We start from the raw sequence: 12,326 nt of genomic DNA, 5'->3' as shown, positions 1-12,326 counted from the left end.
AAAATGGATAACCAATTAACAATCGCCTTATCAAAAGGCAGAATTTACAAAGATACTTTGCCGCTTTTGGAAGCTGCAGACATTTTGCCTTTGGAAGATCCTAGTAAGAGCAGAAAGCTTATTATTCCAACCAACCAGGAAAATGTAAGGCTTTTGATTGTGCGCGCTACCGATGCACCAACTTACGTTTCTCATGGAGCTGCGGATATCGGTGTCGCGGGTAAGGATGTTTTGATGGAAGCGCCATTAGACAATCTATACGAGTTGTTGGATTTACAAATCGCAAAATGCCGTTTAATGGTGGCAGGGCCTGAAACCCCTAAGCCTCATGGACACCGCTTAAAGATTGCAACCAAATATATCAACTCAGCTAAAGCCTACTATGCTCAAAAGGGTGAACAGGTCGATTTGATTAAGCTTTATGGTTCGATGGAAATTGCACCATTAATTGATTTAGCAGATAAGATTGTAGACTTAGTCGATACCGGAAATACGCTACGAGCGAATGGGTTGGTGCCAGAAGAGCATATTGCCAATATCAGCTCTAGATTGATCGTGAATGAGCATGCATACAAAACCAAATTCAATCAAATAAACGAAATTGTTGAGAAGTTTCAAACAGCTATCTCAAATACCTAATTAAAGTTGGAAGTTATCACTATGTTAAATATCAGAAAACTCTCAATCAATTCAGAAGGCTTTAAGCCAGAACTTGAAAAACTACTTGCTTGGGAAACCGTTTCAAATGAATCGGTTAACACGGTTGTAAAGGATGTTATTCGCAACGTCAGAACTCGTGGTGATGAAGCTTTGCTTGAATATACGGCGAAATTCGATCGTTTGAGCTTGGAGAAGGGTTCAGATTTAGAAATCCCTAAAGCAGAGTTAATGGCAGCGTTGAACCGCATCCCACAAGATCAGAAGGATGGTTTAGAGTTGGCTGCTCAACGCGTTAAAGACTATCATGAAAAACAACTTATGAAGTCTTGGAGTTATAAGGAAGCTGACGGTACGATGCTTGGTCAGCAAGTGACTCCTCTGGACAGTGTCGGCTTATATGTTCCAGGTGGAAAAGCGGCTTATCCTTCTTCTGTGATTATGAATGCAGTGCCTGCAAAAGTAGCAGGTGTAAAAGATTTGATTATGGTCGTTCCAACGCCAGATGGCGAAGTGAACGATATGGTACTAGCTGCGGCTGCGATCTGTGATGTGGATCGTGTCTTTAAGTTGGGTGGTGCACAAGCTGTTGCTGCACTGGCGTATGGCACGAAAACGGTTCCATGCGTCGATAAGATTGTTGGTCCCGGTAATATTTATGTCGCGACGGCTAAGCGAGAAGTGTTTGGTGCAGTTGGTATTGATATGATTGCAGGGCCTTCTGAAATCCTAGTTTATTGTGACGGGTTAACAGATCCTGATTGGATTGCGGTTGATTTGTTCTCTCAAGCTGAGCATGATGAAGATGCGCAAGCGATTTTGGTCACTCAGGATGCAGACTTTGCTGAAAAAGTTTATCAAAGCATGAATAAGCTGGTGTCTGAAATGCCTCGTCAAGAAATCATCACAAAGGCATTGGAAGATCGTGGTGCGATTATTGTTGTGGACAATGAAGATCAAGCGATTGAATTGATTAATTATATTGCGCCAGAGCACTTAGAACTTTCAATTGAAGACCCAGAAGCATTATTGCCAAAAATCAAACATGCGGGCGCGATCTTTATGGGACGTTTCACTGCAGAAGCACTAGGTGACTACTGTGCAGGGCCAAACCATGTATTACCAACTTCGAGAACGGCGCGTTTTTCATCTCCACTAGGTGTGTATGACTTCCAAAAACGTTCCAGTTTGATTATGTGTTCTGCTGAAGGTGCGAATGTACTGGGTCAAGTCGCGGGCGTACTGGCTGACGGAGAAGGTTTGCAGGCTCATGCAGCATCTGCAAGATATCGAGTGAAAAAGTAATTTTCCAATCGAAAATCCTAAATAAAAATGGCCTATTTGGGTCATTTTTTTTATCGGGGGTGACAAAACATGGATAGAAAAGCACTTTTAAATTATTTGGATGATTATCTAAAGGTTTTGAGCTTTAAAGACTATGCGCCGAATGGACTACAGGTAGAAGGTGCCGAAGACATCCGTAGGATTGTCACAGGTGTTACAGCATCGCAGGCTTTGATAGACAAAGCGATTGAATTAGAGGCTGATACATTGTTGGTTCACCATGGCTATTTTTGGAAAAATGAAATTCCAACAATAACCAGCATGAAAAAGAAGCGTATTGATTCTTTGCTGCGTCATAACATCAATTTGCTTGGCTATCATCTTCCGCTAGATGCTCACCCCGTGCTTGGAAACAATGCTCAGTTGGCTGCTCTATGGAATATTGAAGATATTACCCCGGAACCAACGAGTTTGGTTCGATTGGGGATGTTGTCAACACCTACGGAAATGGAAGCTTTTAAAAGCTTTGTAGATCAGTCTCTTGATAGGAAGTCCTTACACTTACCTGGTGGCAAACCTCAAGTTCAAAAAATTGCCTGGTGTAGTGGTGGTGCACAAAACTATATTCAACAGGCAATCGACTGGGATGCGGATGTGTATATCAGTGGAGAGGTGTCTGAGCAAACGACGCATCAAGCCCTGGAGTCCGGCATTCATTATTTGGCCGCTGGTCATCATGCGACGGAAAGATTAGGGGTGAAAATGCTGGGTGAACACCTTCAAAAGCATTTTGCATTAGAGGTTGTTTTTTGCGATATCAATAATCCTGTTTAACAGCAAGTCATAAATATATTAGCATTTTATGAAATAAATTTTTTTATGAGGTTATATAAATATAATTATGTAACCCAAAAGTGGCTTTGCTAAAATACGTCGATTCTAAACTTAAGCAACCTAACATTGAGATAGCTCAATGGGGAAGTAGAGGAAAACCCTATGTCACAAAATGTGCATAATGAGAATAATAACTTAACGCGCCGTAAAGTTTTAACGGCTGCAACGGGTGTGCTAGGGGCAACAGGGGCAACTTTTCTGGCTGTTCCATTTGTAAGTTCATGGCAGCCAAGTGAGAAAGCTAAGGCTGCCGGTGCACCTGTAGATGCGGATATCAGTCACCTTCAACCTGGCCAGATGATGACCGTGTCATGGCGTGGAAAGCCTGTATGGATTGTCAGAAGAACGCCAGATATGCTAAAACGTTTGCCTGAGATGGATCCTAAGCTTCGTGACCCGGATTCTAAAGAATCCATACAACCTAAATATGCCAGCAATGAATATCGTTCGATTAAACCTGAATATTTGGTTGTAGTTGGTGTCTGTACTCACCTAGGGTGCTCTCCTTTATATCGTCCTGCTGTGAATTCACCAGATATGGAAAAAGGCTGGGAAGGTGGTTTCTTCTGTCCTTGTCACGGTTCCATGTTCGACTTGGCAGGGCGTGTTTTCAAAGGTGTTCCTGCGCCAACGAACTTGGTTATTCCTCCTTACTACTTTAAAACCGCCTCAATTGTTCGAGTGGGTGAAAACGCTAAGAAAGGGGTTGCTTAATGTCAAACGCTACACATGAAAGACCTAAGAACTCTATCTTAGCTTGGATTGATAGACGTTACCCTTTGGTAAGCACTTGGAATGCTCACGTTGGTGAGTATTACGCGCCAAAGAACTTCAACTTCTGGTATTTCTTCGGATCCTTAGCACTATTGGTGTTGGTAAACCAGTTCATTACCGGTATTTGGTTGACCATGAGTTATAAGCCAAGTGCTGCCGAAGCTTTTAACTCTATTGAATACATCATGCGTGATGTCGACTGGGGTTGGTTGATTCGCTATATGCATTCTACAGGCGCATCAGCATTCTTTATTGTTATTTATCTTCACATGATGAGAGGTTTGTTATACGGTTCCTATAAAGAGCCAAGAGAGCTAGTCTGGATTCTGGGGATGTTTATTTTCCTAGTATTGATGGCTGAAGCTTTCATGGGATATTTGTTACCTTGGGGGCAAATGTCTTATTGGGGAGCTCAGGTAATCATCTCTCTATTCGGAGCCATTCCGGTGATTGGGCATGATTTGGCAACATGGGTAAGAGGAGATTTCATTATTTCCGATGCTACCTTGAACCGTTTCTTTGCATTGCATGTTATCGCCTTGCCTTTGGTTTTGATTGTTCTGGTGTTTATGCATATCGTTGCACTTCATCAAGTTGGGTCGAACAACCCTGACGGTGTTGAAATCAAGAAATACAAAAACGACAAAGGCTTGCCGATTGACGGTATTGCTTTCCATCCTTATTACACTATCAAAGACAGTATGGGAGCCATTGTGTTCTTGTTCTTCTTTGCATTCGTTGTGTTCTATATGCCTGAAGGTGGAGGGTTCTTCTTGGAACCGCCAAACTTTGAGCCGGCAAACCCGTTGAAGACACCTGATCATATTGCGCCAGTATGGTATTTCACACCGTTCTATGCAATTTTGAGAGCGATCCCAGATAAATTGATGGGCGTTATCGCGATGGGGGGGTCTATTGCCGTTCTGTTTGCTATGCCTTGGTTAGATCGCTGTAAAGTGAAGTCTATCCGCTATAGAGGTGCTTCATATAAAGCTTTATTAACAATGTTTGTAATCAGTTTCTTGGTTTTGGGTTGGTTGGGAACACAGCCGGCGTCACCAGAGTTGACCAAGTTAGCAAGAATCTTCACTGCAACTTATTTCTTGTTCTTTATTATCTTGCCGTTTACTTCGGTATCTGAGAAGACAAAGCCAGTTCCAGAGAGGGTAAGCTAATGAAAAAACTATTTGGATTGTTATTATTTATCCTGCCGTTTGTTTCCGTAGCTGCCGTTCATGGTGTTGAGCTGGAAAAGGCTCCGATTAACCTCAAGGATAAAGCTTCTCTGCAAAGAGGTGCAATTTTGTTCTCAAACTATTGTATGGCGTGCCATTCAATCAAGTACATGCGTTATAACCGTATTGCGCGTGATTTGGGGTGGACAGATGACGAAATCGTCAAGAAGATGGCTTATGGACAAGCAAAGCCTGTAGATGATGTGATGACTCGTATGTTGCCAGGTGTTGATATGGAAGTGCTGGGAACACATGTTCCAGATTTGTCTTTGATGGCTCGTCTAAAAGGTCCTGATTATATCTACACTTTTTTGAAAGGTTTTGAGTACGATAAAAAGACTAAGACGTGGGATAACAAAGTCCTTCATGGAACTGTTATGCCCAATGTCTTGGAAGGTGTTCAACGTTATTCGACCAAAGAACAATTTAATCAGGACGTTGCCGATATCACCAATTTCTTGGAATATGTCGGTGAGCCTATCAAGGTGAAAAGAGAATCTCTTGGCTGGAAAGTGATGTTGTTCTTGTTTATATTCTTTATCATTACTTATCTATTGAAGAAAGAATATTGGCGAGATATTAAACACTAAATGATAAAGCCCGCTGATGCGGGCTTTTTATTTTCAAGAAGAAGTTTATGGCAAAGAAATCGAAATCGGCTTACGTTTGTACCGAATGTGGTGCTGAACATTCACAATGGCAGGGACAATGTGTTGCTTGCGGAGAGTGGAATACGCTTAAAGAAATAAAGCTAGGCACGCAAAAAACAAGTGGCAAGCGTCAGTTGGGCTATGCGGGGGAACAAAGTTCCGAAATCAAAGTCATAAATGATGTCAGCTTGGATGAAGTTCCGCGCTTTTCGTCTTCCATTGAAGAGTTGGATCGGGTTTTGGGCGGCGGCGTCGTTTCCGGCTCTGTTGTGTTGATAGGTGGGGATCCGGGGGTTGGTAAGTCGTCTTTATTATTACAGGTGTCTTGCCATCTGAGTCAAAATATGTCGGTGCTTTATGTGACGGGAGAAGAGTCACTTCAACAAGTCGCAATGCGTGCTAAACGCATGGGCTTGCCTGATCAGAGTCTAAAGCTCTATTCTGAAACCGATGTAGAGCTCATCGCCGAGGCGGCGAGTAATGAAAAGCCTAAAGTGATGATTGTTGATTCGATCCAGACGTTACAGCATTCAGAAGTTTCCAGTGCTGCAGGTGGTGTTTCTCAAGTTAGAGAGACGGCCGCTTATCTCACGCGTTTTGCCAAACAAAACAACATTATGATTTTCTTGGTTGGGCATGTTACCAAGTCGGGAGAGGTCGCTGGCCCAAGAGTGTTGGAGCATATTGTCGATACGGTATTGTTCCTAGAGGGGCAATCAGATAGCCGTTTTAGAACGCTAAGGGCAATTAAGAATCGTTTTGGCGCGGTCAACGAGCTAGGTGTCTTTGCCATGACCGAAAAGGGTATGAAACAAATCAAAAACCCATCGGCCATTTTTTTATCGAGAGGAGAAGTGGTTTCTCCCGGTTCTGTCGTGATGGTCGTTTGGGAGGGCTCTCGACCTTTGCTGATTGAAATTCAGGTATTGGTTGATGATTCTCCGTATGGTTCGCCAAAACGGGTCACCGTTGGCTTTGATAATAATCGTATGTCGATGCTGCTTGCCGTTTTGCATAGGCATGCAGGAGTTCAGGCGTCCGATCAGGATGTATATGTCAATGTGGTCGGCGGGGTGAAAGTTAATGAAACCAGTGCCGATTTAGCCGTATTGTCGGCTGTTGTTTCCAGTCTACGCAATAAAGCACTGCCGGAAGATTTGGTAGTATTTGGCGAAGTGGGGCTTTCAGGTGAGATTCGCCCGGTAGCAAGTGGACAGGAACGCATTTTTGAGGCGGCCAAGCATGGTTTTAAACGAGCGATCATCCCTGCGGCAAATGCGCCGAAAGAGCCTGTTTCTGGCATGAAAATCTACCCTGTAAGTCGACTGTCAGAGGCTCTCGAGCTGCTTTAGCCGAAGCTTTTAATATTTGTCGGCAATTCGGTTAGAATAAACAAAAAGATAAGAAAAAATTCCTATGACAAATGCTTTGGATCAAATGTCGATAGACTTTAGCGATTTACCGATCGCGGCGGCCTATATTGAAAAGGACGATGACCTTAATTTGTTTGTCGTCTGGCAAAATAAAGCAGCGGATGCCTTATGGGATGATTATGATTTGAATGAAGATGTCGATCTCAAGCTTCAGATCATCCAAGCTTTCTCTCACTCTGCACCGACTTCATTTACCCATCATTTAAAAGAGAATGTTCAGCCTTGCCGTTTCTTCGTCACGGAGATGGGAGAAGGTTTATTGGCGCAATTCTTCTTCGGTAATGTTCGTGAGTCCGATACAAAGCGTTCACATAAATCCATACATGAAATGATGTTGGATACCTCTCAGACCTGCAGGCTAGAGCTAGATTTAAAAACAAAACATATCCACTATACCCAAAGTTTTTACGAGATCTGCACTATCGACTATTCGGTGTTAGGTCATGAATTTGGACAGTTTATTGACCGAATTCATCCATCAGATCAGAACCGTGTATTGGAAACGATTCAGGCTCATTTTGAAGTCTCATGGGCATTCGACCTAGAGTTTCGATTCAAGAATATTTTTGGTGAGTACATATGGTTGGCGATGACGGCTAAGGCTGTTTCGGACAAAGATGATGGCCAGCTCACACATATGATTGCGACACTACACAATATCAGCGAAAGGAAAGCGATTGAGCAGACATTGAAGACCAGAGAGCAGTTGATTGTGCAAATTCTCGACAGTCTTCCAATCAGTATTTATGTTAAGGACGAGAATGGATGCTATCGTTTCTTCAGTCATCAAGCCGAAATTGAACTGGGGTACAGTCGTAAAAAAATCATCGGGAAAACGGACTTTGAGTTTTTGCCACCCCAACAGGCCAGGCAACAGCATGAAGAGGATGTTGATACCAGCCGTTCTCGTAAAATCACCATTAAAGAAGAAAAAATCTGCCAGGTTGGGGGTAATGAGAATTGCAAATGGTTCCTGAGAGGAAAGGGGCCAATCAATATTAAAGTGGATGATTATCAGCAAACTTGGATACTGGGCTTTTTGGTTGATATCACCCATCAAAAGGATGCCGAATCCAAGCTGATTGATGCCAAGGATGTTGCAGAGCAAGCACTGAAAGCCAAGGCGGACTTTCTTTCCATTATGAGTCATGAAATACGCACGCCGCTTAACTCCGTTATTGGCGGTGCGCAACTGCTGATGATGAATGAATTTGATGAAGAATATCGTTCTCAAATTGAAATGATTCATCACTCAGGTGTTCATTTGCTGAATCTCATTAACGATGTGCTTGATTTAAGTAAGATGGAAGCCCAAAAACTCGAACTAGAAGAGATTCCGTTTGACTTGACCCAGCTAGTCGAAATTGTCACCAAAATGAATCAGCATATGGTGCAAGAGAAACGTTTGTATCTGGACTTACAGATTGATCCCGCTTTGCCTATTAATCGCAAAGGTGATGCCGCTAGACTGCGTCAGGTGCTATTAAATCTCATCAATAATGCCTCGAAATTTACCGAAAAAGGCGGCATCACGCTTAAGATTTCCAAGTCTACGCGGAATAATCCTATGTTTGTGCGTTTTGAGGTGTCCGATACCGGGATAGGTATTACACCAGAGCAGAAGCAAAAACTCTTCAACGAGTATGTTCAAGCGGAGAGCTCCATTAACAGAAAATATGGTGGAACAGGACTAGGGCTGTTGATTTGCCAAAAAATTGTGGATTTGATGGGCGGTTCAATTGGTGTTAATAGTGAGATAGGTAAGGGCACGACCTTTTGGTTTGAAGTTCCGCTTATGATAGATGCTGAAGCGACGGCTCAGAATACTTTAGGAGAGCAAGCCTCTCAAGAAAATATGAAAAAAGCTAAGCATCTATCTATTTTGGTGGCAGAAGATAATCAGACCAACCAAATGTTGATTCAAGCCATTTTGAAAAAGTTGGGGCATACATCCGTTATCGCCGAGAATGGTTTAGAAGCCGTAGATGCCTTAAAAGGCGGTCAGAAGTTTGATTTGGTGCTAATGGATTTGAACATGCCGGAGATGGATGGTATTGAAGCTGCTAAAGTGATTCGTGGTCTAGATGGTGATATTTCTACCATTCCGATTATCGCGTTGACTGCCAATGCTTTTGAGTCCGCACAAAAAGCAGTCTTTGAAGTCGGGATGAATGACTTTTTAACCAAGCCTATCAACTTGTCCGACCTAGGGCGAGTGCTGGATACCTGGGGCTAGTGTAACGACGTTAATTGCCAAGCAAGTAGGTTTTCCATTCGCTAAAGAGCGCAGGTGTAGTCGCAGCAACAGCAGAGCGTTTTACCACTTCGGTGACGAAAACATCTTCACCTGTCAGAGTGCTGCTTTTTCCACCCGCTTCGTTGAGAATTAAATAGCCAGCTGCATAATCCCAAATGTTTTGCGCACCGTGGCAATAGAGTTGCCCGCGACCATAAGCCACCCAACACCAGTCCAATGCGACAGAGCCAATGCTACGTTGCGAAGCATAAGGATTGTCTTGAATGATCTTGATGGAAAGTTCGGCAGGTAAGCGTTTGAAGTCAATCAGACCAATGCACTGCTTCATTTTTTCTTTTGGCGTGTCAGCACTAAACTGCTTGCCATTAAGTTCCGCCCCCATGCCTAAGCGTGCAGCAAACATTTCATCTCTGCTTGGATCATACACCAAACCCATGACAGTCTTACCTTGCACAACCAACGCAAGCGAAACGGTGAATACCGGAATACCACTGGCAAAGTTGCTGGTGCCGTCGACTGGATCAAGAATCCAACATCCAATATCGGATTGAAGTGCATTTACCTGTTCTTCGCGTGTTGATTCTTCGCCTAAAAATGCAAATTCAGGCCAATTGTCATATAGAAAGCTTTTGGTCTTTTTCTGCATTTCAAGATCGGCCTCTGTGAGAAGAGAGCCATCTTTTTTGACTTCCGCGCTGATCTTCTCGAAACGAGGTAGGATTTCTTGTTTGGCTAAATCAATAATGCCGGTTTTAAGTTTTTCCCACTGGGAAGCGTCAGAAAAAGGGTGGTTAGACATATTTAATCCGGTAAGTGTATTTTGACTTTTTCAATCGTGTGTTTTGACGTTTCAACCACTTCCAAACAGTAACCACCCACTTTTAAGCAAGTGCCTACACCTGGTAGTGTTTCAAGTTCCTCTTGAATCAAACCATTAAGTGTTTTAGGGCCACCTGTGGGTAACTCGAAGTTGAAAGCCTTATTGATGTCGCGAATAAATTCTGAGGCATCAAATGTGATGGAACCGTCTTCATTTATTTCGGCATTCAATTCGCTTTTGGTACGTTTATCTGTGCTGAGTTTACCGACGATTTCTTCCAGCAAATCTTCCATGGTCAACAAACCTTGCAAGTTGCCGTATTCGTCAACAATCAGCGCCATCTGGCGCTTGTTTTCATTAAAGTTTGCCAATTGGATATTAAGTGTCGTTGTCTCAGGAATGAAGTAGCCTGGGCGAGCGGTTTTAACCAAATCTTTCAGGGTAATATTGTTCTTGGCGATAATCGGCAGGAGCTTTTTGATGTTAACGACACCAATCAACTCTTCATCTATATTGTCACGGTACACAGGAATGCGCGTATAAGGCGATTTCACAATGCGCTTGGTAATCTCTTCAATGGACTCGTTTACATCAATGCCATAGATGTCCTGCTTTGGAATCATGACATCTTCAACGGTGATGTTTTCAAGCTGCATAATGCCATTCAGCATATTGCGGTATTCAACCGGTAGCTTTCCAGTCGCTTCGTTGATAAGCGTTTGAAGCTCTTCTTGGCTTAGTGCGTGGTTGTCGGAAGCTTCTTCCTTGACCTTAACGCCAAATAGGCGCAAAAACCCGTTCGCCAGAAAGTTCACCATCCAAACTAATGGCGATAGCACTTTAAGCAGGGGCTCAAGAATATAGGCGGCTGGATAGGCGATTTTTTCAGGGTAAAGTGCGGCAAGTGTTTTTGGTGCCACTTCTGAAAAAACCAGAATGACCAATGTCAGAATACCTGCTGCAAGCGCAATACCGGCTTCACCTAATAATTGCATGAAGATAATGGTCGCGATGGAGGAGGCAAAAATGTTGACGAAATTATTTCCAAGCAGGATGACGCCAAGCAAACGATCAGGCTTTTCCAATAGTCGTTCGACTTTGATAGCGCCTTTGTGACCTTCTTTGACTTTATGCTTCAGGCGATAGCGGTTAATCGCCATCATACTGGTTTCAGAACTGGAAAATAGTGCGGATAGAATAATCAGAAGCAATAAGATGCTAAAGAGTACGGATAAGGGGAGACTGTTCAATTTTCATAATAACGTAGTTAGTCGAACTGGAATTATATCGGCTACAAACTCGTCGCATCAAGAACTTTTCAAAAAGTTTAGGGAATTAAATGGGGTTTATTCTGTAGTAATCAATTACTTAGTTCAAATTAAGCAACACGATTTCAGTTCCGATGTAACTCAGAATTAACAGAAAATAAGCCCAAATCGTATAGTAGGCAGCTTTTTGACCTCGCCAGCCGAAGCGGAAATGACCAATCAAGAACACGCCATAAGTCAGCCAAGCAAGGATTGCGAAGAAGGTTTTATGGATGAGGTGTTGCGCGAACATATCTTCCATAAAGAAAGCGCCGCTCAATAGCGAGAAGCTTAGTAGAACAAAACCGATTATCACTAATTGAACCAGAATCTTTTCCATTACCTGTAATGGCGGTAGGTTCCTGAAAAGCGTGCTTAATTCTTTTTTACGGAAGCGTTTTTCTTGAGTCGAGTAAAGGATCGCCTGAGCAGTAGCAAGCCCCATGATGCTGTAGGCGCTGACGGAAATCAAAACATGGCTTCCTAACTCGGTAGGGAGTGGGTGTACTTCCGAAGATACAAAAGGCATTAAACTGGTAATCCCAGCAATCGGGAAGATAAAAATGCCTAAGTTCTCGGTGGTGTTATTCAGATTGGTTGCCAGTAACGAAAGAACTGCTAACCAGCTGATCAATGAAAGAGAGGTGCCGAAGCTAAACAAAATCATGCCATCCGAATACAGACTTCCTGCAAAAGACAAGAATTGGAAAATGGCTGCAAAGACAATTAAGGTCAGGAATTTTGAACGAGGCCATTGGGCGACCGCAGTATCCGTGTCAAAACGTCTCCAAAGCATGTAAGTGGTGTAGAAATATAGCAGACTGGAAAGTGTGGCTAACAAAATCGTAGCGGTATACATGCAATGAGTCCTTGATCCCTTTTTTCTTTCTTGTTTGACAGGCTGTCGCTGTCTTCTTAGATATTTAAGTCGTAAACCCGTATAATAGCGAAAATTAAAATAAATTGACAAAAAAATGCGTCATCCCATGCATTTTGAGATCAACCTAATTATTCG

Annotated in this window: 11 protein-coding genes; 8 read left to right on the top strand and 3 right to left on the bottom strand. The window is 42.9% G+C overall.

Annotation, left to right across the window (positions count from 1 at the left end; all coding sequences use genetic code 11):
* The first annotated feature begins 3 nt into the window (after positions 1-3).
* The 8 genes from hisG (at position 4) to F8R13_RS03870 (ending at position 9,163) form a co-directional block, all read left to right on the top strand.
* Positions 4-639 carry an ATP phosphoribosyltransferase gene (gene hisG / locus F8R13_RS03905; protein WP_152831980.1) on the top strand — a complete coding sequence of 212 codons (636 nt, stop codon included), beginning with the start codon at positions 4-6 and terminating at the stop codon, positions 637-639.
* A gap of 21 nt (positions 640-660) precedes the next feature.
* Positions 661-1,962 (top strand): histidinol dehydrogenase, encoded by a 1,302-nt coding sequence (gene hisD / locus F8R13_RS03900; protein WP_152831979.1) that lies wholly within the window; start codon positions 661-663, stop codon positions 1,960-1,962.
* 69 nt (positions 1,963-2,031) lie between these two features.
* A complete protein-coding gene (locus F8R13_RS03895; RefSeq protein WP_152831978.1) occupies positions 2,032-2,775 on the top strand; it encodes a Nif3-like dinuclear metal center hexameric protein in 744 nt (247 codons plus the stop codon).
* Between the two features lie 174 nt (positions 2,776-2,949).
* Positions 2,950-3,549, top strand: a complete 600-nt coding sequence (gene petA, locus F8R13_RS03890; protein WP_371414898.1) for a ubiquinol-cytochrome c reductase iron-sulfur subunit — start codon at positions 2,950-2,952, stop codon at positions 3,547-3,549.
* Positions 3,549-4,784: a cytochrome bc complex cytochrome b subunit gene (locus F8R13_RS03885; RefSeq protein WP_152831976.1), complete on the top strand. Its 1,236-nt coding sequence runs from the start codon at positions 3,549-3,551 to the stop codon at positions 4,782-4,784. Before petA ends, F8R13_RS03885 begins: the two co-directional genes overlap by 1 nt.
* Positions 4,784-5,434, top strand: a complete 651-nt coding sequence (locus tag F8R13_RS03880; protein ID WP_152831975.1) for a cytochrome c1 — start codon at positions 4,784-4,786, stop codon at positions 5,432-5,434. The genes F8R13_RS03885 and F8R13_RS03880 overlap by 1 nt, the downstream gene beginning before the upstream one ends.
* Before the next feature lie 47 nt (positions 5,435-5,481).
* A complete protein-coding gene (radA, locus tag F8R13_RS03875) occupies positions 5,482-6,846 on the top strand; it encodes a DNA repair protein RadA (protein WP_152831974.1) in 1,365 nt (454 codons plus the stop codon).
* Positions 6,847-6,910: 64 nt separating this feature from the next.
* The gene (locus F8R13_RS03870) at positions 6,911-9,163 is read left to right on the top strand and encodes a PAS domain-containing hybrid sensor histidine kinase/response regulator (RefSeq protein WP_152831973.1); all 2,253 of its coding nucleotides are present in this window, start codon (positions 6,911-6,913) and stop codon (positions 9,161-9,163) included.
* A 10-nt stretch (positions 9,164-9,173) separates the two neighbouring features.
* On the opposite strand, the gene F8R13_RS03865 is transcribed toward F8R13_RS03870, so the two are convergent.
* From F8R13_RS03865 to F8R13_RS03855, 3 genes are all read right to left on the bottom strand, one after another.
* Complete coding sequence (locus F8R13_RS03865) at positions 9,174-9,983, bottom strand: inositol monophosphatase family protein (protein WP_152831972.1); 810 nt, start codon at positions 9,981-9,983, stop codon at positions 9,174-9,176.
* A 2-nt stretch (positions 9,984-9,985) separates the two neighbouring features.
* Positions 9,986-11,215: an HlyC/CorC family transporter gene (locus F8R13_RS03860; protein ID WP_256370031.1), complete on the bottom strand. Its 1,230-nt coding sequence runs from the start codon at positions 11,213-11,215 to the stop codon at positions 9,986-9,988.
* Between the two features lie 157 nt (positions 11,216-11,372).
* A complete protein-coding gene (locus F8R13_RS03855) occupies positions 11,373-12,170 on the bottom strand; it encodes an inner membrane protein YpjD (protein ID WP_152831970.1) in 798 nt (265 codons plus the stop codon).
* Positions 12,171-12,326: the final 156 nt, after the last annotated feature.

Source organism: Hydrogenovibrio sp. JE_KL2 (assembly GCF_009296185.1).
Classification (GTDB): domain Bacteria; phylum Pseudomonadota; class Gammaproteobacteria; order Thiomicrospirales; family Thiomicrospiraceae; genus Hydrogenovibrio.
Note: the sequence above shows the minus strand (reverse complement) of the source record. Positions and strands in the feature narration are given on the sequence as shown.

Bases quoted from the DNA above. Each gene is read 5' to 3' on its own strand.
- hisG (WP_152831980.1), top strand. From the start codon at position 4: ATGGATAACCAATTAACAATCGCCTTATCAAAAGGCAGAATTTACAAA.
- hisD (WP_152831979.1), top strand. From the start codon at position 661: ATGTTAAATATCAGAAAACTCTCAATCAATTCAGAAGGCTTTAAGCCA.
- F8R13_RS03895 (WP_152831978.1), top strand. From the start codon at position 2,032: ATGGATAGAAAAGCACTTTTAAATTATTTGGATGATTATCTAAAGGTT.
- F8R13_RS03885 (WP_152831976.1), top strand. From the start codon at position 3,549: ATGTCAAACGCTACACATGAAAGACCTAAGAACTCTATCTTAGCTTGG.
- F8R13_RS03880 (WP_152831975.1), top strand. From the start codon at position 4,784: ATGAAAAAACTATTTGGATTGTTATTATTTATCCTGCCGTTTGTTTCC.
- radA (WP_152831974.1), top strand. From the start codon at position 5,482: ATGGCAAAGAAATCGAAATCGGCTTACGTTTGTACCGAATGTGGTGCT.
- F8R13_RS03870 (WP_152831973.1), top strand. From the start codon at position 6,911: ATGACAAATGCTTTGGATCAAATGTCGATAGACTTTAGCGATTTACCG.
- F8R13_RS03865 (WP_152831972.1), bottom strand. From the start codon at position 9,983: ATGTCTAACCACCCTTTTTCTGACGCTTCCCAGTGGGAAAAACTTAAA.
- F8R13_RS03855 (WP_152831970.1), bottom strand. From the start codon at position 12,170: ATGTATACCGCTACGATTTTGTTAGCCACACTTTCCAGTCTGCTATAT.